We start from the raw sequence: 21,755 nt of genomic DNA on the forward strand, positions 1-21,755 counted from the left end.
CAGGGAGCTGTTTTCCATGAGCGCCGAGACTTCTGCCGCCGCGCCCGGCCAGTTCACCCGCCGGAGGCTGCAGTTCCGCGCCTGGCGGGGCACCCGTCCGTTCTGGGCCGGCCTGTTGGTCATGCTCGGCGGCTTTCTCATCTTGTACTTCCCTTACGCACACCTGCAGCTGGGCCATCTCACGATGACGATGGGGACCCCCGGTGGTTCCGGTTCCCTGATCATCGGTGTGCTGCTCGTCGTCATCGGGATCAGCCTCTGGTTCCAGCAGCACATCCGTGTCTTCGGGGGTGTCGCGGCGATTCTGCTGGCGCTGGTGTCCATTCCGATGTCCAACATCGGCGGCTTCATCGTCGGCTTCCTGTCCTCGATGATCGGCGGAGCCATGGCCGTGGCCTGGTCGCCGGGCGTGCCTCCGCAGGTGCAGCCGCCCGCCGGGGAGGCCCCGGGCGAGGGTGGTGCCCCGCAGGCCGCACCGCTGCCGGAGCAGCACATGGACATGCTCGGGGGGAACGACCTGTCAGGAACGAACCCGGCCAACGGGGCGAACGGGAGGCACAGTGCCGGCTGACGAGGTGACCCGCGGGACCGACGAGGACGGGTCCCGCGGGAGAACCGGGCCCCGCCACGCGGCCCCCAGAAAACCGTTGTTCACCAGGTTCCACATGCCGGCCGGCAAGGCGATAGCGTCTGTGGCCATGCCGACGGCGGTGCTGATGGGCATGGGCTTCACGTCGACGCTCGCCCTGGCCGACAGTGGCAGCAGTCCGTCCCCGTCGACCACGTCCAAGAGCCTGACGGCCGACGAGTACAAGGACTGTGTCAAGGCGCTGGACAGCTCCAAGGACGCCTCGGCGTCGCCGTCGCCCTCGGCCTCGGCGAGCAAGTCCGCCGACACGGCCACGCCGTCGCCCTCGGCGAGCGACAGTGCCAAGGACACGACGTCCGGCGACTCGGGCAAGACCTCTTCGTCGGATTCGGGTTCCGGCGACACGGCCTCGCCCAAGCCGACCGCGACCTCCGGTTCCTCCGGCTCGGACTCGGGCTCCGGCTCGTCGGGTTCGTCGTCGCCCTCCGGCGGTGACACGGCCACGCCCACCCCGTCGGCGTCCAAGAGCGGCGGCGGTCTGCTGGACACCATCGGCGACACGCTGGGCGGCATCCTCACCGGCGGCGGCAAGGACTCCGGCGGTTCGTCCGCGAGCCCCACGCCGTCCGCGACGCCGTCCGCGACCCCGTCGGCGAGCGCGTCCTCGGACTCCTCGTCCCCGTCGGGTACGTCGTCGTCCGGTTCCAAGGTCACGGACACCGTCGACGACACCGTCTCCAAGACCACCAAGACGGTCGGCGACACGGTGAAGAAGACGACCGACACGGTCTCCAAGACGGCCGGGGACACCACCAAGAAGGCCACGGACGCGGCCGGGTCGGCCACGCCGAGCCCGTCCGCGAGCTCCAGCGCCTCGGCGGAGAACTGCCCGGCGGCCACGACCGACCAGGGCGGCGTCGACAACAAGGTGCCGGTGGCGGACGACCCCTGGTACCTGGACGCCAGCTCGCTGCTGCTCAAGGGCGCCGACTACCAGGGCATCGTCGAGGTGAAGACGGCGTCCGGCACCACCAAGAAGGTGCTGAAGTACGTCATCTCCGACGGCACGGACATCGGCGACCTGCACCAGACGGTGAAGGACAAGCTCTCGGGCAAGACCTACCACGTGCAGGCGGCCAAGGGCTCGACGTCCACCATCCGGGGCGGCGCCACCACGATGTACACCGAGAGCATCTCGGGCAACCTCTTCGGCCTGATCCCGATGAAGTTCACGCCCGACAGCCCGCCCCCGCTCAACCTCCCGCTGATCTACTTCACCAATGTGAAGGTGGTCCAGGCCGCCCAGTTCGGCGGCAACCTGCACGTGCCCGGCATGCACGTGTACACGACCGACTGACCGGTCCTGCAAAGCCCGTTCGGGAGCCGCACACAGCTGAGGGCGCCCCCTGGTCCAGGGGGCGCCCTCAGTGCCGTACAAGGCCCTTACGGGGCTTGTCAGTTGTTCTGCGTGCCCAGGTGGTGGACGCGGAGCATGTTGGTGGTGCCGGGGACGCCGGGGGGCGAGCCGGCGGTGATGATGACCGTGTCGCCCGCCTCGAAGCGGCCCAGCCGGGCGATCTCCTGGTCCACCAGGTCGACCATCTCGTCGGTGGTGTTCACGAACGGCACGATGTGCGACTCCACGCCCCAGCTCAGGGTGAGCTGGTTGCGGGTGGCCTCGTCCGTGGTGAAGGCGATGATCGGCTGGGTCGCCCGGTAGCGGGACAGACGACGCGCGGTGTCACCGGACTGGGTGAAGGCGATCAGGCCCCGGCCGCCGAGGAAGTCGGCGATCTCGCAGGCCGCGCGGGCCACCGAACCGCCCTGCGTGCGCGGCTTCTTGCCCGGCACCAGCGGCTGCAGCCCCTTGGAGAGCAGCTCCTCCTCGGCCGCCTGGACGATCTTCGACATCGTCTTGACCGTCTCGACCGGGTAGGCGCCGACCGAGGACTCCGCCGACAGCATGACCGCGTCCGCGCCGTCCAGGATCGCGTTGGCCACGTCGGAGGCCTCGGCGCGGGTCGGACGGGAGTTGGTGATCATCGACTCCATCATCTGGGTCGCCACGATCACCGGCTTGGCGTTGCGCCGGCACAGCTCGATCAGGCGCTTCTGCACCATGGGGACCTTCTCGAGCGGGTACTCGACGGCGAGGTCACCACGGGCGACCATCACACCGTCGAACGCCAGCACGACGTCCTCCATGTTCTCCACCGCCTGCGGCTTCTCCACCTTGGCGATGACCGGGACCCGGCGGCCCTCCTCGTCCATGACGCGGTGCACGTCGTGGATGTCCTTGGCGTCCCGGACGAAGGACAGCGCGACCAGGTCACAGCCCATGCGGAGGGCGAAGCGCAGGTCCTCGATGTCCTTCTCGCTCAGCGCGGGCACGTTGACGGCCGCGCCGGGCAGGTTGATGCCTTTGTGGTCGGAGACGACACCGCCCTCGATGACGATCGTCTTGACCCGGGGGCCCTCGACGTCCAGGACCTTCAGCTCGACGTTGCCGTCGTTGATCAGGACCTGGTCGCCGCGCGAGACATCGCCCGGCAGCCCCTTGTACGTCGTACCGCAGATGTGCCGGTCGCCCGGTACGTCCTCGGTCGTGATGACGAACTCGTCACCGCGCTCGAGCTCGACCGGACCCTCGGCGAAGGTCTCCAGGCGGATCTTCGGGCCCTGCAGGTCGGCGAGGACGCCGATGGCCCGGCCGGTCTCCTTGGACGCGGCCCGGACGCGGTCGTACCGCGCCTGGTGCTCGGCGTGGGAGCCGTGGCTGAAGTTGAACCGGGCCACATTCATGCCCGCCTCGATCATGGCGACGAGCATCTCGTGGGAGTCGACCGCGGGGCCGAGAGTACAGACGATTTTCGAACGGCGCATGGGGCGATCCTATCGGTTTGTTTCGCTACGGAATATTCCGTCTGGCGGAAGATACAAATGAGTGCCACACCGCTCAGGTGCTATTCAGTTGTTCTTTCCGACCAGTGCGTAGGTCTGCGTCGCGATCTCCAGTTCTTCATCCGTCGGCACCACGGCCACCGCCACCCGCGCACCCTCCGGAGAGATCAGCCGGGGCTCGCCGGAGCGCACCGCGTTCAGCTCCGGGTCCACCGCCAGGCCCAGGCCCCGCAGGCCCGCGATCGCCGCCTCCCGCACGGGCGCCGCGTTCTCGCCGACCCCGGCCGTGAACGCGACCGCGTCCACCGTCCCGAGCACGGCGTAATAGGCGCCGATGTACTTCTTGAGCCGGTGAATGTAAATGTCGAACGCGAGAGCGGCCTCTTCGTCACCCTCGTCGATCCGGCGGCGGATCTCCCGCATGTCGTTGTCCCCGCACAGACCGAACAGGCCGCTCCTCTTGTTGAGAAGAGTGTCGATCTCGTCCATGGACATATCCCCAACCCGGGCCAAATGGAAGATGACGGCCGGATCCAGATCACCGGAGCGCGTACCCATCACCAGCCCCTCCAAAGGCGTCAGTCCCATGGAGGTGTCCACGCACCGGCCCCGCTCCACCGCGGACGCCGAGGCGCCGTTGCCCAGGTGCAGCACGATGACGTTGACCTCGGAGGGGTCCTTGCCCAGCAGCCGCGCCGTCTCCCGGGCGACGTACGCGTGCGAGGTGCCGTGGAAGCCGTAGCGGCGGATGCGGTACCGGTCGGCGATCTTCGGGTCGATCGCGTAGCGCGCCGCGGACTCCGGCATCGTCGTGTGGAACGCGGTGTCGAAGACGGCCACCTGGGGCAGGTCGGGGCGCAGCGCCCGCGCGGTGCGGATGCCGGTCAGGTTGGCCGGGTTGTGCAGCGGGGCGACCGGGATCAGCCGCTCGATCTCGGCGAGCACCTCGTCGTCGATGACGGTCGGCTCGGTGAAGAACATGCCGCCGTGCACCACCCGGTGCCCGATCGCGGCCAGCTCCGGCGAGTCGAGGCCCAGCCCGTCCCGGCTCAGCTCCTCGGCGACCGCCTTCAGCGCGGCGTCGTGGTCGGCGATCGGCGCGGTGTGCTCGCGGGTGTCGCCGGTGGTGAGGCAGGAGTGCTTGAGCCGGGAGGTCTGCTCGCCGATGCGCTCCACCAGGCCGACGGCGAGCCGGCCGGCGTCACGCATGTCGAGGAGCTGGTACTTCACCGACGAGGAGCCGGAGTTGAGGACGAGGACGCGAGTCGCTGCGCGGGTTGCTGCCACGGTGATTCGAATGCTCTCTGTATTCAGTGGGTCTGGGCCTGGATCGCCGTGATGGCGACGGTGTTGACGATGTCCTGGACGAGCGCGCCCCGGGACAGGTCGTTGACCGGCTTGCGCAGACCCTGCAGGACCGGGCCCACCGCGATCGCGCCGGCCGAGCGCTGCACGGCCTTGTAGGTGTTGTTGCCTGTGTTGAGGTCCGGGAAGATCAGAACCGTTGCCTGCCCGGCGACGTCGGAGTCCGGCAGCTTGGTGGCGGCGACGGACGGCTCCACCGCCGCGTCGTACTGGATCGGCCCCTCGATCTTCAGGTCGGGCCGCCGCGAGCGGGCCAGCTCGGTGGCCTCACGCACCTTGTCGACATCGGCGCCGGTGCCGGACGTACCGGTGGAGTACGACAGCATCGCGATCCTGGGCTCCACGCCGAACTGCGCGGCCGTACCGGCGGACTGTGTGGCGATGTCGGCGAGCTGCTCGGCGTTCGGGTCCGGGTTGACCGCGCAATCGCCGTAGACCAGCACCTTGTCGGCCAGGCACATGAAGAAGACGGACGAGACGATCGACGACTCGGGCTTGGTCTTGATGATCTCGAAGGCGGGTCGGATCGTGGCGGCCGTGGAGTGCACCGACCCGGACACCATGCCGTCGGCCAGGCCCTCCTGGACCATCAGGGTGCCGAAGTAGTTGACGTCCGATACGACGTCGTAGGCCAGCTCGACCGTGACGCCCTTGTGGGCGCGCAGCGCGGCGTACTGCTGGGCGAAGGAGTCGCGCAGCTCGGAGGTGGCCGGGTCGATCAGCTGGGTGTCGCCGAGGTCGATGCCCAGGTCGGCGGCCTTCTTGCGGATCTGGTCCTCGGGCCCGAGCAGGGTCAGGTCGCACACGCCCCGGCGCAGCAGCACCTCGGCCGCGTGCAGCACCCGCTCCTCGGTGCCCTCGGGCAGCACGACCCGGCGCTTGTCGGAGCGGGCCTGCTCCAGCAGCTTGTGCTCGAACATCATCGGGGTGACCCGGTCGCTGCTCGGTGCCGAGACCCGGCGGGCCAGGTCGGCGGTGTCGGCGTACCGCTCGAACAGGCCGAGGGCGGTCTCCGCCTTGCGCGGGGTGGCCGCGTTGAGCTTGCCCTCCAGGGAGAACAGCTGCTCGGCGGTGGGGAAGCTGTTGCCGGTCACGGAGAGCACCGGGGTGCCCGGGGCGAGGCGGGCGGCGAGGGTGAGGATCTCGTGGCTCGGGACCTCGTTCAGGGTGAGCAGGACGCCGGCTATCGGCGGGGTCCCGGCGCTGTGCGCGGCCAGCGAGCCGACGACCAGGTCGGCGCGGTCGCCCGGGGTGACGACCAGGCAGCCCGGGGTCAGTGCGCCGAGGAGGTTGGGCAGCATGGCGCCGCCGAAGACGAAGTCCAGCGCGTCCCGGGCGAGGCCGGAGTCGTCGCCGAGCAGGACCTTCGCGTCGAGGGCGTGGGCGATCTGGGAGACGGTCGGCGCGGACAGCGCGGGCTCGTCGGGGACGACGTAACAGGGCACCGGCAGCCGGGTGGCGAGCCGCTCGGCGATCTCGTCGCGGTCCTCGCGGGCCACCCGGTTGGTGACCATGGCGAGGACGTCGCAGCCGAGGCCGTCATAGGCGCGGTAGGCGTTGCGGGTCTCGGCGAGCACCGACTCGGTGGTCTGCTTGCGGCCACCGACCACCGGGATGACCGAGGCGCCGAACTCGTTGGCGAGGCGGGCGTTGAGGGACAGCTCGTCCGGGAGCTGGGTGTCGGCGAAGTCGGTGCCGAGGACGAGGACGACGTCGTAGTCGCGCGCCACCAGGTGGAAGCGGTCGACGAGCGTGGACACCAGCTCGTCGGTGCCCTGCTCGGCCTGGAGTGCGGACGCCGCGTGGTAGTCCATGCCGTAGACGGTCGCCGGGTCCTGCGAGAGGCGGTACCGCGCCCGCAGCAGCTCGAACAGCCGATCGGGACCGTCGTGCACGAGCGGACGGAAGACGCCCACCCGGTCGACCTGCCGGGTCAGCAGCTCCATGACTCCCAGCTCCACGACCTGGCGGCCGTCACCGCGGTCGATCCCGGTCACGTACACGCTGCGCGTCACGCGTCCACTCCGTCCCTTTGTCTGTTCTTGTCTCGTCTGCGGCATAAAATCTGCGGCATAAAAATCGCCCACCAAGGTGAGCAGAACCCTCTTGACAATACCCCTGGCCCCGGATAAGGCGCCCGTCAGGTGACTCGCCGTCCCGGTGGACGTGGAACAATCGACACTGGCTCACCGGCACCGACAGCGAGCAGGAGACACAGCACGATGCGCATCGGAGTTCTCACCGCAGGCGGCGACTGCCCCGGCCTGAACGCCGTGATCCGGTCGGTCGTGCACCGGGCGGTTGCGCAGTACGGCGACGAGGTCATCGGCTTCGAGGACGGCTACCGGGGTCTGCTCGACCGCCACTACCGCACCCTCGACCTGGACGCGGTCAGCGGCATCCTGGCCCGCGGCGGCACCATCCTCGGCTCCTCCCGGCTGGAGCGCGACCGGCTGCGCGAGGCCTGCGACAAGGCCACCGACATGGTCGAGGAGTTCGGCATCGACGCGCTGATCCCGATCGGCGGCGAGGGCACCCTGACCGCGGCCCGCATGCTCTCCGACGCGGGCCTCCCGGTCGTCGGCGTCCCCAAGACCATCGACAACGACATCTCCTCCACCGACCGCACCTTCGGCTTCGACACCGCCGTGGGCGTCGCCACCGAGGCCATGGACCGGCTGAAGACCACCGCCGAGTCCCACCAGCGGGTGATGGTCGTCGAGGTCATGGGCCGGCACGCCGGCTGGATCGCCCTGGAGTCCGGCATGTCCGCCGGCGCCCACGGCATCTGCCTGCCCGAGCGCCCCTTCGACCCCGCCGACCTGGTCAAGATGGTCGAGGAGCGGTTCGCCCGCGGCAAGAAGTTCGCCGTCATCTGCGTCGCCGAGGGCGCCCACCCCGCCGAGGGCACCATGGACTACGGCAAGGGCGAGATCGACCAGTACGGCCACGAGCGCTTCCAGGGCATCGGCACCGCGCTGGCGTACGAGCTGGAGCGGCGCCTCGGCAAGGAGGCCAAGCCGGTCATCCTCGGCCACGTCCAGCGCGGCGGCGTACCCACCGCCTACGACCGCGTCCTCGCCACCCGCTTCGGCTGGCACGCCGTCGAGGCCGCGCACCGCGGCGAGTTCGGCAGGATGACCGCGCTGCGCGGTACCGACATCCAGATGGTGCCGCTCGCGGAGGCGGTCACCGAGCTGAAGACGGTGCCGAAGGACCGGATGGACGAGGCCGAGTCGGTCTTCTAGGCCGTCCTGTCCGCCACGCCCTTCCAGAAGTTCTCCACGATCCGGTCGAGGAACTCCCGGCCGGACTCGCTCGCGCTCCTGCTGCCGCCGCCCCAGCTGAGGGTGGCGGCCATGTGCCCCTGGTAGTCCTCGTAGAGCTCCTCCAGCACCCCTTCGAGGACGCCCGTGTCCAGGGGCGCCAGCTTGCGCACCGGCCGCACATAGGCCTGCCAGCGGGTGGTCACCGCGCTGTGCAGCAGATCGGCGAGTTTCGCCTCACGGCCGGTGACGGCGACGAAGTCGGGCAGGGCGAGATCCAGTACCCGGGCGAGCGCGGCCGACTGGCGTTCGTTGCCCCGCCACTGCCCGCTGTCCTCCATGCGCAGATAGGCGCGCAGGTCCATGTCCACGGCGCGGGCGACGTCCTCGGGCGCGACGGCGCGGGCGATGCGGTGCTCGCGCAGGGTCTGCGGCCGGCCGAGGAGTTCGCCCGGGGAACACCACAGCACACCGGCCAGCGCGGTGAGTTCCGGGTGGCTGGGGGCGGCGGAGCCGCGTTCCCAGGCGATCACCAGATCGGGTGTGACGTACGGCAGACCGTACGAGGCCCGCATGCCGTAGGCGACGTGCTCGGGGCCCATACCGAGCGCGGCGCGCAGCCGGCGGGCCGCCGGGGCGTTGAAGGGGGGAGCTGAGGGTTGGCGCACCTCGCACAAGCTAGGCGCGCCATGAGGGGATGGCTACGGTCTGTTCGGACAGGATCACGGATTGTCGGAATGTACAGTTCCGGCCGTTCGGTATGTAACGGACGGAACACCCTTCCCGCTCACCCCTTGACCGCCCCGCCCAGCGCGAAGCCGCCGCCCAGTCTGCGGGCCACCAGGACGTAGAGCAGGATCACGGGCGTGGAGTAGATGACGGAGAACGCGGCGAGCTGGCCGTACGCCACCATGCCCCGGTTGCCGAAGAAGTCGTTGATGCTGACCGAGGCCGGCATCTGGTCCGGGGTGAGCAGCAGCATGAACGGGACGAAGAAGTTCCCCCACATCATCACGAACGAGAACACCGTGACGACGGCGAGCCCCGGCCCCATCAGCGGCAGCACGATCCGGACCAGGGACTGCGGCGCGTTCGCCCCGTCCGTCCAGGCGGCCTCCTCCAGCTCCTTCGGCACCCCGTCCATGAAGTTCTTCATCAGCCAGATGGCGAAGGGGAGCTGGGAGGCGGCGAAGAAGAGGATCGTGCCCTGCAGGGTGTCGATCAGGTTCACCCGCACGAACAGCGCGTACACCGGCACCATGATCGCGGTGATCGGCAGGCTCGTCGCGAACAGGATCGTCAGCAGAAACGGCCGGTTGAGCCGCGAGCGGAACCGGGAGAGCGGATAGGCGGCGAGGGCGGCGCAGCCGACGGTCAGCGCGGTGGCCCCGCCGCACAGGACCAGGCTGTTGAGCAGCGGGGTGTAGGTGATGTCCGGGGTCAGGATCGCGTCGAAGTTGCCCAGGGTGACCCCGTCCGGGACCCTGACCCGCAGACCGGCGTGCGGATCCACGGAGGACAGCACCACCCAGGCGAGGGGCAGCGCGAAGGCGAGGGCCACGACCAGCAGGGCCGCATCGGCGGCGAGCCGGCGGGAGGTGCGCTTGCGAGGCATGCCCGGGTCACACCTCCGTCCGCAGCAGCCGCAGGTAGACCACGGAGAACAGGGACCCGACGAGCAGCAGGAGCAGGGCGACCGCGGTGCCGTACCCGATCATGCTGTTCTGGAAGGCCTGTTCGTACATGAACAACGGCAGCGTCTGGCTCCGGTTGCCGGGGCCGCCCCGGGTCATCACCCAGATCAGCCCGAAGACGGACAGCGTCTGCAGGGTGTTGAGCATCAGGTTGGTGCCGATGGACCGGCGGATCATCGGCAGCGTGATGTGCCACATCCGTCGCCATCCCCCGGCCCCGTCCACCTCGGCCGCCTCCGTGATCTCGGCGGGGATCTCGTCCAGCGCGGCGGAGTACACGAGCATCGAGAAGGCCGTACCGCGCCAGACGTTGGCGAAGGACACGGCCAGGATGGGCAGCGTGAACAGCCAGTTCTGGCCGGGCAGATGGAGCCGGTCCAGGATGGCGTTCAGCGTCCCCTCCCGCCGGAAGAAGGCGTACAGCAGGAAGCCGGCCACCACCTCCGGCAGCACCCAGCCGGTCACGACGACCCCGCCGGTGAGCGTGCGCACCGGCTTCGAGGCCCGTTTCATCAGCGCGGCCAGGGCGAGCCCCAGGGTGTTCTGCCCGATCAGCGAGGACAGCACGGTGAACACCAGGGTCAGCCATACGGCGTTCAGGAACGCGTCGTCCTCGAAGGCGTGGCGGAAGTTGGCGAACCCGACGAACGACGCGTGCGCCTGGCCGGTCAACTGCAGGTCGGTGAAGGCGATGTAGACGCAGTAGGCGATCGGCCCGGCGAGGAAGAGCAGGATCAGGACCACCGCGGGGGCGAGGGGCAGGGCACGGACGAACCGGCGGCGAGGGCTCACCTGCGGACCACTTGCCCGCCGGTGACGTCCTCGAGGGCGGAGTCGTAGCCGCTCGCCGCCTTCTGCGCGGACTGGTCGCCGGTCGTCACGCTCTCCATGGCCTCCTGGATGGCGGTCGACACCTTCGGGTACGCCGGATAGGCGGGCCGGTAGTGGGTGCTGGAGACCAGGTCGGTGAAGAACTTGATGCCGGGCTGCGCGCCGGCGTACGAGGGGTCGGCGGCCACGTCCTTGCGCACCGAGATGCCGGAGTTGGCGATGTACCACTTCTTGGCGTTCGCCTCGGTCTGCATCGTCCTGATGAAGTCGAAGGCGAGGCCGGGGTTGCCGGCCTTGGCCGGAACGGCCCAGGTCCAGCCGCCGGACATGCTCACCTTGCCCGGCGCCTGCCCGGCTTGCGTCGGCATGTACGCGAGCCCCAGCTGTGTGGACCAGTCGGGCCACTCATGCCCGCTGCCCGGGAGCCAGGTCTGCGGAAGCCAGGAGCCGTCCAGATCGATGCCGATCCTGCCCTGGGGGAGCAGCTCACCCATGACGGTGGTGGCGAAGTTGGGATCGAGGGCGTCGGAGACGTCGGGGCCGAGCTTCTCCTTGAACACCGTTTCGACGAACTTCAGCGAGTCCGTGAACCCCTGGCTCCCGGCGATCCACTTCTTGCTGCCGCTGTCGTACAGGGGATCGGCCTTGCCGTCGCCGGTGCCGTAGAGCAGCATCTCCATGCCCTGCATGGTGGCCCGCTCACCCGCCGGCTTGCCGGTGTAGACGTTGAGCGGGGTGACGCCGGGGACCTTCCGCTTGATGGTCCGGGCTGCGGCGAGGACGTCGTCCCAGGTCTTCGGCTGCCAGTTCGCCGGCAGCCCCGCCTTCCTGAACACCCGCTTGTCGAACCACAGCCCGCGGGTGTCGGTGCCGTCCGGAACGCCGTACGTCTTCCCGTCCTGGCCCCTGGCCGCCGCCTTCGCGGTGTCGATGAACTGCCCCCAGTCCGGCCACTTGGCCAGGTACGGGTCGAGCGGCTTCAGGTACCCGCTGGTGATGTCGGAGTTGATGAGGAAGGTGTCCTCGTAGACGAGGTCGGGGGCGGTTCTCGGCGACCGCAGCATCTGCTGGAGCTTGGTGTAGTACTCGGAGTCCGGGGCCTTGATCGGCACGAACTCCACTTTCTTCCCCGGGTACTTCTTCTCGAACTCCTTCTTGATCCCGGCGAGGTAGGTGTCCATCACCTTGACGGAGTTGTCCGTCGACTGCTTGTAGGACACCTTGAGCGTGTTCGGGCTGCTTCCGGAGCCGTTGCCGCAGGCGGTGAGGGTCGCTGCGGCGAGGGTGAGGGCGACGAGGGCGGCGGCGGTGGGGCGCACGGGCACTACCTCCTACGGGCTCACTTCGTTGTGACGTGGAGATCCCTGCCGTGTGAACGTAAGAGGAGTGGTCTAGTCAGGTCAATGAGTGTGCGCGGGATCGGGCCGGTCTCCCCGGTGTTCCGCTAGCGCCCCGGCGCGGCTCCCCGCACCCACCGGTACACCAGCTCCGGCCTCCCCACCTGCCCGTACACCGGCTTCCGCGCGGCCCGCCCGGACTCCACCAGGTGCTCCAGATAGCGGCGCGCGGTGATCCGGGAGATGCCCACGGTCTCGGCCACCCCCGCCGCGGTCACCCCCTCCGGCACCTCCCGCAGTGCCCCCGTCACCCGCTCCAGCGTCGGCCCGCTCAGCCCCTTCGGCAGGGCCGCGGGCGACGGTGCGCGGAGCACCGCGAGCGCGCGGTCGACCTCGTCCTGGCCGCTCGCCTCGCCGACCGCCGCGTGGAACTCGGCGTAGCGGACCAGGCGGTCGCGGAGCGTGGCGAAGGTGAAGGGCTTCAGGACGTACTGGACGACCCCGAGCGAGACACCCTCGCGGACCACCGCCAGATCGCGGGCCGACGTGACCGCTATGACGTCCGCGTGATGGCCGGCCGCGCGCAGGGAGCGGGCGAACTGCAGGCCGTGCACGTCCGGGAGATGGAGGTCGAGGAGCAGCAGGTCCACGGCCGTACGGTCCAGGATGCGGCGGGCCTCGGCGCCGGTGTGTGCCTTGCCGACCGCGACGAATCCCGGTACCCGGCCGACGTACATCACATGGGCGTCGGCGGCGACCGGGTCGTCCTCGACCACCAGGACGCGGATCGGCTGCCGGTCCCGCTTCTCCTGTGTCATCCGCCGTCACCCACCGCCGACCGCAGCGGCAATCGCACCTCGAACACCGCTCCGCCCTCGCCGTCCTCGTCCGACTCCGCCACCGTCAACGTGCCCTCGTGACGGGTCACCGCCTGCCGGGCCAGGGCCAGCCCGAGGCCTCGCCCGCCCGGCCCGGCCGGCTTCGTCGAGAACCCCCGCTGGAATACCAGGTCGGCGTGGGCCGGGTCGACCCCGGGGCCCGTGTCGGACACCCGCAGCACCAGTTCGGCGTCCGAGGCGTACGCCGTCACGGTCACCCGCGCCCGGATGCTGCCCTGCGCCGCGTCCACCGCGTTGTCGATCAGGTTGCCCAGGATCGTCACCAGGTCGCGGGCGGGCAGGCTCGCAGGGAGCAGGCCGTCGTCCAGGCGGCTGTCGGGCGACACCACCAGCTCCACGCCCCGCTCGTTCGCCTGTGCCGTCTTGCCCAGCAGGAGCGCGGCGAGGACCGGCTCGCTCACCGCCGCCACCACCTGGTCGGTCAGGGCCTGGGCCAGCTCCAGCTCCGCCGTCGCGAACTCCACCGCCTCCTCGGCCCGGCCCAGCTCGATCAGCGACACCACCGTGTGCAGGCGGTTCGCCGCCTCGTGCGCCTGCGAGCGAAGGGCCTGGGTGAAGCCCCGCTCCGAGTCCAACTCGCCCATCAGTGACTGGAGTTCGGTGACATCGCGCAAGGTCACCACCGTTCCCCGGCGCTCTCCGCCCGACACCGGGGACGTGTTGACCACAAGCACCCGGGACGCCGTCAGATGCACCTCGTCCACCCGGGGCTCGGAGGACAGCAGGGCGCCCGTCAGCGGGGCGGGCAGGCCCAGGTCCGCGACCGAGCGGCCGACCACCTCGCCCTCCGCGCCCACACCGAGCAGCTCGTGCCCGCCGTCGTTGATCAGCGCCACCCGGTACTGCCCGTCCAGCATCAGCAGGCCCTCGCGGACGGCGTGCAGCGCCGCCTGGTGGTAGTCATGCATCCGGCTCAGCTCGGTGGCGTTCATGCCGTGGGTGTGGCGGCGCAGCCGGGCGTTGACGACGTATGCGCCGACCGCGCCGAGCAGCAGGGCGCCGCCGGCCACCCCGAGCAGCGCCGTGACCTGGTCCTGGACCCGGGCGCTGATCGTCTCCACCGTGATGCCGGCGCTGACCAGGCCGACGATCCGGCCGTCGTCCCTGATGGGGGTCACCGCGCGGACGGAGGGGCCGAGGGTGCCGGTGTAGGTCTCGGTGAAGGTACGGCCGTGCAGGGCGGGGCCGATGTTGCCGAGGAAGCGTTTGCCGATCTGCTTCCTGTCGGGGTGGGTCCAGCGGATGCCGGACGGGTTCATGATCGTGACGAAGTCGACGTTCGCGTCCCGGATGACCTCGAGGGCGTACGGCTCAAGACGGGCGGAGGGGTCCGGGGTGCGGATCGCCGCGCGCACCGAGGGGGCGTCCGCGATCGAGCGGGCCACCGCCGTGGCCTGGCGGGCGGCGGAGTCCTGGGCCTGCCGCTGGTCGCTGACGTAGGTGAACAGCGCGTACCCGGCCACGACCACCGCTATCAGCACGGCCTGCATGGCGAACAGCTGGCCGGCCAGGCTGCGGGGCCGGGGGAGACGGGGGACGCGCATGTCAGCAGTGTGCCTCTCCGGTTAAGCGTGAACTAAATGAACGGAAGGGTGACCGCCCTCACACGGCGGGAGATAGTCACGGCATCCCCCACAACCCCCGGACGTGAGCCGCACGCCGGTGATGCCGACGAAGACGTCAAGGAGGGCAGCCGTGGCCGCCAGCACCCCCGATACGGCACCTGCCGTACCCCGCGTGAAGCGGGACCGCACCCATTACCTGTACATCGCCGTCATCGTGGCGGTCGCGCTCGGCATCGCCGTGGGACTCATCTGGCCCGACGCGGCGGTCCAGCTGAAGCCGCTCGGTACCGGTTTCGTCAGCCTGATCAAGATGATGATCTCGCCGATCATCTTCTGCACCATCGTGCTGGGCATCGGGTCCGTACGGAAGGCCGCCAAGGTCGGTACCGTCGGCGGTATCGCCCTCGGCTACTTCCTGGTGATGTCGCTGGTCGCGCTCTCCATCGGGCTCGTCGTCGGCAACGTGCTGCACCCCGGTGACGGGCTGCACCTGACGAACGCGATCAAGCAGGCCGGTCACGCCCAGGTGGACAGCAAGGCGCTGCCGCCCGTCGACTTCGTGCTGTCGATCATCCCGACCACGTTCGTCTCCGCTTTCACGGGGGAGCAGGTCCTCCAGACGCTGCTGGTGGCCCTGCTCGCCGGGTTCGCGCTGCAGTCCATGGGCTCGGTCGGGCAGCCGGTGCTGCGGGGCATCGAGCACATCCAGCGGCTCGTCTTCCGCATCCTGTCGATGGTCATGTGGGCCGCGCCGGTCGGCGCCTTCGGTGCGATCGCGGCCGTCACCGGTTCGGCCGGTGTGGACGCGCTGAAGAGCCTCGCCGTGCTGATGCTCGGGTTCTACCTCACCTGTGTGCTGTTCATCTTCGTGGTGCTCGGCACGATCCTCCGCCTCGTCGCGGGCCTGAACGTCTTCTCACTGTTCAAGTACCTGGGTCGGGAGTTCCTGCTGATCCTGTCCACCTCCTCCTCCGAGTCCGCGCTGCCGCGGCTGATCGCGAAGATGGAGCACCTGGGCGTCAGCAAGCCGGTCGTCGGCATCACCGTGCCGACCGGTTACTCCTTCAATCTCGACGGCACGATGATCTACATGACCATGGCGTCGCTGTACATCGCGGACGCCCTGGGTACGCCGATGTCCGTCGGCGAGCAGATCCCGCTGCTGCTCTTCCTGCTGCTGGCGTCCAAGGGTGCGGCGGGGGTCAGCGGCGCCGGTCTCGCCACCCTGGCCGGCGGTCTGCAGTCGCACAAGCCGGCGCTGGTCGACGGGGTCGGGCTGATCGTCGGCATCGACCGGTTCATGAGCGAGGCCCGTGCGCTGACGAACTTCGCGGGCAACGCCGTCGCCACCGTGCTGGTGGGCACGTGGACGAAGGAGATCGACAAGGAGCGGGTGCGGCAGGTGCTCGCGGGTGAGCTGCCGTTCGACGAGACCACGCTGATGGACGAGGGCCGGGTCACGGTCACCGACGTTCCCGAGCCTCGTGAGGGGGAGCTGGCCAAGGCCTGATCCACCGAAAGGAAACTCCGGACGTCCGGCCCCGCCTGAACCCGGGCTGGGCGTCCGGTACCACCGCCGGGCGGCTGGGTCTCCCCGTGCCTCAGCCGCCCGGCTTCTCTGCTTTCTCCTCTTCCTCCTCACTCACCCTGGCCACCAGCGCGGTGGCCGGCGAGGCGGGTACGCCCGCCGCGGTCAGGATCGTGACCGCGGCCGAGCGGCCCGCCTCCCGTGCTGCCAGGAGGCCGTCGTTCACCGCCTCCATCAGCGCGAACATCATCTGCTCGTGCACATACGCGAGCGCCGCAGCGGGCAGCGGTGAGCTGAACACGCCCTCGTCCAGGCCCCGTTGGAGCATACGGATCTTGTTCTCGCGCAGCGGGGCGAGGCGTTCGCGGATGCCCTGGATGGTGACCGTGCGCTGGGCCAGCGCGATCAGCAGCCGGTAGCGGTCGGCGACCTCCCAGATTGCGAGCACCGAGCGGGCCACCGCCTCCGCGGGGTCGTCCACCCCGGCGCGTACCTCCGCATCCGCGTCCGCCAGTGACTGCACGGCCTCGTCCACGAGGGTGCTGATCAGCGCCTCACGGCTGGGGAAATGGCCGTACACCGTCCGCCGTACGACTCCCGCGGCGCGCGCGATCTGGTCCATGGCGGCGTCGGGATCGCGCAGCAGTTCGGCGAGGGCGACGTCGAGGATGCGGCGCCGGTTGGCGTCGGCGCGGCTGCTGTTACCCGTGGTCATGGCGGTCATTCTGCCTCCCTCCGCCAACTTGCACAGTGCTGTGCAACGGGCGTACATTGCACATGGTTGTGCAATTGCACGCCGCTGTGCAAATTCGCGCAGCGCAGCACGTCCCGTCGCACACCTGAGGAAGGCGACCCCTGCCATGCGACTCGTCATGACCGAACCGGTCGAAAAGATGGAGCGCCCGTACGCCCGGCGCTGGTGGGCACTGCTCGTGCTCTGCCTGAGCCTGCTGATCATCGTGATGGCCAACACCGCGCTGACGGTCGCCGCACCCGACATGACCCGGGACCTCGGCCTGTCCAGCGCCGACCTGCAGTGGGTGATCGACGGCTACACCGTTCCCTACGCCGCGCTGATGCTGCTGCTCGGCGCGATCGGCGACAAGTACAGCCGGCGCGGGGCGCTCGTCCTCGGGCTGGTGGTGTTCGGCGGGGGCGCCGTCTTCGGATACCTCGCCGACAGCGCGGCGACCGTCATCGCCGCCCGCGCCGTGATGGGCGTCGGCGCGGCGCTGATCATGCCCGCCACCCTCTCCCTGCTCGCCGCGACCTTCCCGCGCGGCGAACGGGCCAAGGCCATCACCCTGTGGACGGCGACGGCCGGGCTCGCCATCGCCGCCGGACCCGTCGTCGCGGGCGCCCTGCTGCGCGACCACGGCTGGTCCTCGACCTTCCTGATCAACGTGCCCATCGCGGCCGTCGCGATCATCACGGCCCTCGTCCTGGTCCCGCCGTCCAAGGCCGGACACCACGACCGCATCGACTACGTCGGCGGACTGCTGTCGGTGATCTGGACCGGCTCCCTGGTCTACATGATCATCGAGGGCCCGCACTTCGGCTGGGGCGTCAAGGCCGTGACCGCGGCCGTGACCGCGGGCGCCGGCCTGATCGCCTTCGTCCTCTGGGAGCTGCGCCACCCGCGCCCCATCCTCGACGTACGCCGCTTCGCGCACCGCCGGTTCGCCGGCTCCAACCTCGCCGTCGCCCTCTTCTTCCTCGCCGTCTTCGGCGCCTTCTACTACCTCACCCAGCACCTGCAGTTCGTCCTCGGCTACGACGCCCTGGAGACCGGCGTACGCATGCTGCCGCTGGCCGGCGCGGTCTTCGCCGGCTCCGCGCTGACCGGCGTGCTCACCCCGCGCGTCGGCATGAAGTGGACGGTCACCGCGGGCATGGTCGGCGGTACGACGGCCCTCGCGCTGCTGACCCGGGTCGACGCGGGCTCGACGTACAACGACTTCCTGGCCCCCCTGATCATCCTCGGCCTGGCCATCGGCCTCGCCCTCTCGCCCTGCACCGACGCCATCATGGGCGCCTTCCCGGAGTCCGAGCTGGGCGTCGGCGGCGCGGTCAACGACACCTCGCTCGAACTGGGCGGCTCGCTCGGCATCGCCATCCTCGGCTCGCTGCTCGCGACGTCGTACGGCAACCACCTCAGCGACGCCACCGCGGGCAGCAAGCTCCCGGCGAGCGCCCTGGAGACGGCGCAGGACTCGGTCGGCGCCGGATACGCGGTCGCCCAGGGCATCGGCGACAAGGCCCACGCGCTGGCCGCGCAGGCGGCCCAGGCCAAGGACCCCCACCAGGCCGCCCAGCTCAAGCAGCAGGCCACCGAACTCGCCGCCGGCGCCAGCCGGATGGCCCACGCGGTCGGCTCCTCCTTCTCCGACGCCGTCGCCCACACCAGCCTGGTCGGCGCGCTGATCCTCGGCATCGGCACGGTCCTGGTGGCGGTTCTGCTGCCACGCCGTGAAAAGACCTCCCCACAGGTGAAGACCGAGGAGACCGAGGCGAAGGAACTGGCGCACAGCGCGGCCGACTGAGCACTCTTCACTCCCGTCCACTAGCGTGCCGCTTCGGATCAACCGGAACGGCACGTTCGTGCGTGGCGTCAGTACGGATGTCAGTACGTGAAGATGGAGGCACGGGGGAAATGAAGATCGACTGGGACCGGCGGACCTGCGCGCGCAAGGGGCATGTCACCTACGCACCCGACGACCCCCGGCTGCGGATGCGGCTGCACGCCGAGACCGCGCTGGGCGACGTCTGGCGTTGCCTGCGCTGCGGTGACTTCGTGCTGGGTGAGCCGCACGGCTCGGGGCCGGCCGCCGATGCCCCGCTGGTGCCGCGCGGGAAGGTGCTGCGGGATCTGTTCATCCTGCGCTTCCTCTCGATCGAGCGGGCCGTGCGCGGGGTGTTCATCGTGCTGGTCGCGGTGGCCGTGTGGAAGTTCAGCAACAGCCAGGACTCGGTGCGCCGGCTCTTCAACGAGAACCTGGACGTCTTCCGCCCGGTCTTCAGGCACTTCCACTACGACCTCGATCACTCACCGGTCGTCGGCTCCATCCAGAAGGCGTTCGGCTACAAGCACTCCACGCTGTTGCTGGTCGCCGCCCTTCTCCTGGCCTACGCGCTGATCGAGCTGGTCGAGGCGGTCGGCCTCTGGTACGCCAAGCGCTGGGCCGAGTACCTGACCGTGGTCGCGACCGCCGCGTTCCTCCCGCTGGAGATCTACGAGCTCAGCGAGAAGGTCAGCTATCTGAAGATCGTCACGCTCGTCCTGAACATCCTCGCGGTCCTCTACATCGCCCTGGCCAAGCGCCTGTTCGGCCTGCGCGGCGGCCGCCGCAAGTTCGAGGAGGAGCGGCACAGCGCCTCCCTGATGGAGGTGGAGGAGTCGGCGGGGGTCGCGGTCTAGGGCAGCCGCGCGAGTTCCTCCTGCGTCAGGGTCAGGTCCGCCGCCCCCGCCGAGTCCCGGATCGTCTGCGGACGGCTCGCGCCCGGGATCGGGATCACGGTCGGGGAGAGCGACAGCAGCCAGGCCAGGCAGACCTGCTGGGGGGTCACCCCGCGCTCTCCCGCCACCTGGTGGAAGGCGGCGAAGCGGCCGTCGTCCACCAGGCCCGACGGGCCGTCCAGCGAGCTGCGCGAGATTCCGCCGAGCGGGCTCCAGGGCAGGAACGCCAGGCCGAGTTCCGCGCACAGCCGCAGCTCGGGTTCGCTGTCGCGGACCTCGGGGGAGTAGCGGTTCTGGACCGAGACCAGGCGGTCGCCGAGGATCGTACGGGCCCGCAGGATCTGGTCGCAGGTCACGTTCGACAGGCCCGCCAGGCGGATCTTGCCCTCGTCGAGCAGGTCGCGCAGGGCGCCGACGGACTCCTCGAACGGGACGGCGGGGTCGGGCTTGTGGAGCTGGTAGAGGCCGATCGCCTCGACACCGAGCCGCCGCAGGGAGGCCTCCGCAGCCGCCTTGAGGTGCCGGGGCGTGCCCGTCACCGTCCAGCTGCCGTCGGCCGGCCGGCCCCGGCCGCCCTTGGTGGCCACCAGCACGCCGTCCGTGTCGCCGCCGTAGGCCGCGAGCGCGCGGGCGAGGAGGAGCTCGTTGTGGCCGGGGTCCTGGCCGGGCAGGTGGTAGGAGTCGGCCGTGTCCAGCAGGGTCACGCCCGCGTCCAGGGCGGCATGGATCGTGGCCAGCGCACGGGACTCGTCCGGCCGGCCCTCGATGGACAGCGGCATGGCGCCGAGCCCGACCGCGCCGGCCTTCAGTCCGCCAAGAATGCGGTAGTGCACGTCAGTGGTCCTTTCCGAGCGTCTCGGCGACGGCCTTCGGCAGCCACTGCCGTACGTCCCCGAAGGTGAAACCGAGCCGCTGGGCCCGGGAGTTGTCCATGCCGTAGCGGCGGCGGAAGGCGAAGGGGGAGACCTCGGCGGACTCGGTCGCCGCGAACCGTACCTCGCCCCCCGGGAGTTGTGCCGCCACCGCGGTGCACAGCTCGTCGAGGGTCAGCAGGCCGTGGGAGGCGGCGTTCACCGGGCCGGTGAAGTCCGCGCCGGCCGCCCAGAACAGGAAGTCCGCGATCTCCTCGACGTGGATGTACGTCGCCGGGTGCACGAGCGGCGGTACGGCGATGCGTGCGCCGGTGCGGATACGGTCGGCGTAGTGGTCGAGGCGGCCCGTGAAGTCGTCGTCACCGCCCAGCACATGGGCCACCCGCACGGACGCGAACGGAAGACCGGAGCCCTCGAACACCGCTTCCGCCTGCCGCTTCCCCTCGCCGTAATGGGACTCCAGGAACCCGGGGTCGTCCCACGGCAGTTCCAGGTCCACGGCGACCGTGCCCGGGTCCACCGCGCCCTCCCCCACGAGCACCTCGGAGTCCTCGTGCTCGTACACCTCCACCGTCGAGGTCATCACATAGCGGCCGGTGCGCCCCGCGAAGACGCGGCGGGCGATCGCCGCCTGGCGCGGGGTGTAGCAGACCTGGTCGAGGACGACGTCGAACTCGCGGGTGCCGACGGCCTCGGCAAGGGCCTTCTCGTCGTCACGGTCGGCCACCAGGTGCGCCACACCCGGCGGTGGCGCCGACGAACCCCGATTCAGGACCGTGACCCGGTCGCCGGCCGCCACCAGCCGCCCGATCAGCCGCTTGCCGAAATAGCGGTTGCCGCCGATGACCAGTACCTCTCGTGCCTTTCGCATGCCCATAATTCTCCGGGCGTCACAGCCGTTCCTGAAGGGGGAGACATGGGAGATGCGGTCACCGCACCGAAAGAACAACGGCATCTGCGGGCCGTCGCCAACGAAACACCAGTGGCCTTCGACACGGTCGACCGGCAGCTCCTGGACCTGCTGCAGACCGACGGCCGGATCAAGCTCAGCGAGCTGGGGCGGCGGGTCAGCCTGAGCCCGGCGGCCGTGGCCGAGCGGGTGCGCCGGCTGGAGGCGGCGGGCGCGGTCGAGGGATACGGCGCCCGGGTCGCGCCCGCCCGGCTCGGCTACGGCATCCAGGCCTTCATCCGGGTGAACCCGCACGGCGGTTACACCCTCAAGCACCCGAGGACCCTGGAGCTGCTCGACCGCCCGGAGGTCACCGAGGTGCACCACGTGGTCGGCGAGGACTGCTGGATCCTCAAGGTCGCCGTCACGGACACCGGGCATCTGGAGGAGGTCCTGGAGCAGACCTCGGCGCTGGGCCGGACGACGACGTCGATCGTGCTGTCCTCGCCGGTGCGCGGCAAGCCGCTCCTGCCGCCCGCCTTGCCTTGACGCCGACGTCAAC

General features: G+C 70.1%; 19 protein-coding genes. 7 read left to right on the forward strand and 12 right to left on the reverse strand.

Features of this window, described 5'->3' with window-relative positions:
* Positions 1 to 16: 16 nt before the first annotated feature.
* Positions 17 to 571, forward strand: a complete 555-nt coding sequence (locus ACWC0C_RS41765; RefSeq protein ID WP_449197190.1) for a DUF6114 domain-containing protein — start codon at positions 17 to 19, stop codon at positions 569 to 571.
* Positions 561 to 1,946: a hypothetical protein gene (locus ACWC0C_RS41770; protein ID WP_450869906.1), complete on the forward strand. Its 1,386-nt coding sequence runs from the start codon at positions 561 to 563 to the stop codon at positions 1,944 to 1,946. The genes ACWC0C_RS41765 and ACWC0C_RS41770 overlap by 11 nt, the downstream gene beginning before the upstream one ends.
* Positions 1,947 to 2,044: 98 nt before the next feature.
* Here ACWC0C_RS41770 and pyk read toward each other — a convergent pair whose 3' ends face one another.
* The 3 genes from pyk to pta form a co-directional block, all read right to left on the reverse strand.
* Entirely contained in the window at positions 2,045 to 3,472 is a 1,428-nt protein-coding gene (gene pyk / locus ACWC0C_RS41775; protein WP_449197188.1) for a pyruvate kinase, read from the reverse strand.
* Between the two features lie 84 nt (positions 3,473 to 3,556).
* The gene (locus ACWC0C_RS41780) at positions 3,557 to 4,777 is read right to left on the reverse strand and encodes an acetate kinase (RefSeq protein WP_449197187.1); all 1,221 of its coding nucleotides are present in this window, start codon (positions 4,775 to 4,777) and stop codon (positions 3,557 to 3,559) included.
* Between the two features lie 23 nt (positions 4,778 to 4,800).
* Positions 4,801 to 6,870 carry a phosphate acetyltransferase gene (pta, locus tag ACWC0C_RS41785; RefSeq protein ID WP_450869907.1) on the reverse strand — a complete coding sequence of 690 codons (2,070 nt, stop codon included), beginning with the start codon at positions 6,868 to 6,870 and terminating at the stop codon, positions 4,801 to 4,803.
* 207 nt (positions 6,871 to 7,077) lie between these two features.
* On the opposite strand from pta, the gene ACWC0C_RS41790 reads away from it, so the two are divergent.
* Positions 7,078 to 8,103, forward strand: a complete 1,026-nt coding sequence (locus tag ACWC0C_RS41790; RefSeq protein WP_449197185.1) for an ATP-dependent 6-phosphofructokinase — start codon at positions 7,078 to 7,080, stop codon at positions 8,101 to 8,103.
* Here the strand turns inward: ACWC0C_RS41790 and ACWC0C_RS41795 are convergent.
* From ACWC0C_RS41795 to ACWC0C_RS41820, 6 genes are all read right to left on the reverse strand, one after another.
* Positions 8,100 to 8,789, reverse strand: a complete 690-nt coding sequence (locus tag ACWC0C_RS41795) for an XRE family transcriptional regulator (RefSeq protein ID WP_449197184.1) — start codon at positions 8,787 to 8,789, stop codon at positions 8,100 to 8,102. The two genes, ACWC0C_RS41790 and ACWC0C_RS41795, sit on opposite strands and share 4 nt — an antisense overlap.
* A 119-nt stretch (positions 8,790 to 8,908) precedes the next feature.
* Complete coding sequence (locus tag ACWC0C_RS41800) at positions 8,909 to 9,736, reverse strand: carbohydrate ABC transporter permease (RefSeq protein WP_450869909.1); 828 nt, start codon at positions 9,734 to 9,736, stop codon at positions 8,909 to 8,911.
* Positions 9,737 to 9,743: 7 nt separating this feature from the next.
* Positions 9,744 to 10,607, reverse strand: coding sequence for a carbohydrate ABC transporter permease (locus ACWC0C_RS41805; RefSeq protein WP_450869910.1), 864 nt, complete (start codon positions 10,605 to 10,607; stop codon positions 9,744 to 9,746).
* Positions 10,604 to 11,971, reverse strand: coding sequence for an extracellular solute-binding protein (locus tag ACWC0C_RS41810; RefSeq protein ID WP_450869912.1), 1,368 nt, complete (start codon positions 11,969 to 11,971; stop codon positions 10,604 to 10,606). Before ACWC0C_RS41810 ends, ACWC0C_RS41805 begins: the two co-directional genes overlap by 4 nt.
* Before the next feature lie 119 nt (positions 11,972 to 12,090).
* Positions 12,091 to 12,801 (reverse strand): response regulator, encoded by a 711-nt coding sequence (locus ACWC0C_RS41815; protein WP_449197180.1) that lies wholly within the window; start codon positions 12,799 to 12,801, stop codon positions 12,091 to 12,093.
* Entirely contained in the window at positions 12,798 to 14,426 is a 1,629-nt protein-coding gene (locus ACWC0C_RS41820) for an ATP-binding protein (protein WP_450869913.1), read from the reverse strand. The genes ACWC0C_RS41815 and ACWC0C_RS41820 overlap by 4 nt, the downstream gene beginning before the upstream one ends.
* Positions 14,427 to 14,547: 121 nt before the next feature.
* Here ACWC0C_RS41820 and ACWC0C_RS41825 point away from each other — a divergent pair, with 121 nt between their 5' ends.
* Complete coding sequence (locus tag ACWC0C_RS41825; RefSeq protein ID WP_450869933.1) at positions 14,548 to 15,957, forward strand: cation:dicarboxylate symporter family transporter; 1,410 nt, start codon at positions 14,548 to 14,550, stop codon at positions 15,955 to 15,957.
* A 91-nt stretch (positions 15,958 to 16,048) separates the two neighbouring features.
* On the opposite strand, the gene ACWC0C_RS41830 is transcribed toward ACWC0C_RS41825, so the two are convergent.
* Positions 16,049 to 16,699, reverse strand: a complete 651-nt coding sequence (locus ACWC0C_RS41830; protein WP_450869915.1) for a TetR/AcrR family transcriptional regulator — start codon at positions 16,697 to 16,699, stop codon at positions 16,049 to 16,051.
* 136 nt (positions 16,700 to 16,835) lie between these two features.
* On the opposite strand from ACWC0C_RS41830, the gene ACWC0C_RS41835 reads away from it, so the two are divergent.
* Complete coding sequence (locus tag ACWC0C_RS41835) at positions 16,836 to 18,518, forward strand: MFS transporter (RefSeq protein WP_450869917.1); 1,683 nt, start codon at positions 16,836 to 16,838, stop codon at positions 18,516 to 18,518.
* 110 nt (positions 18,519 to 18,628) lie between these two features.
* Entirely contained in the window at positions 18,629 to 19,393 is a 765-nt protein-coding gene (locus ACWC0C_RS41840; protein ID WP_450869919.1) for a DUF2127 domain-containing protein, read from the forward strand.
* Here ACWC0C_RS41840 and ACWC0C_RS41845 read toward each other — a convergent pair.
* Entirely contained in the window at positions 19,390 to 20,265 is an 876-nt protein-coding gene (locus ACWC0C_RS41845) for an aldo/keto reductase (RefSeq protein ID WP_450869921.1), read from the reverse strand. The two genes, ACWC0C_RS41840 and ACWC0C_RS41845, sit on opposite strands and share 4 nt — an antisense overlap.
* A 1-nt stretch (position 20,266) precedes the next feature.
* Positions 20,267 to 21,175, reverse strand: a complete 909-nt coding sequence (locus tag ACWC0C_RS41850; protein WP_450869923.1) for an NAD-dependent epimerase/dehydratase family protein — start codon at positions 21,173 to 21,175, stop codon at positions 20,267 to 20,269.
* Positions 21,176 to 21,220: 45 nt separating this feature from the next.
* Between ACWC0C_RS41850 and ACWC0C_RS41855 the strand changes: the two genes are divergently transcribed.
* Entirely contained in the window at positions 21,221 to 21,742 is a 522-nt protein-coding gene (locus ACWC0C_RS41855) for an Lrp/AsnC family transcriptional regulator (protein WP_450869924.1), read from the forward strand.
* The last annotated feature ends 13 nt before the right edge of the window (positions 21,743 to 21,755 follow it).

The sequence above is a fragment of the Streptomyces sp. NPDC001709 genome (genome assembly GCF_053596375.1).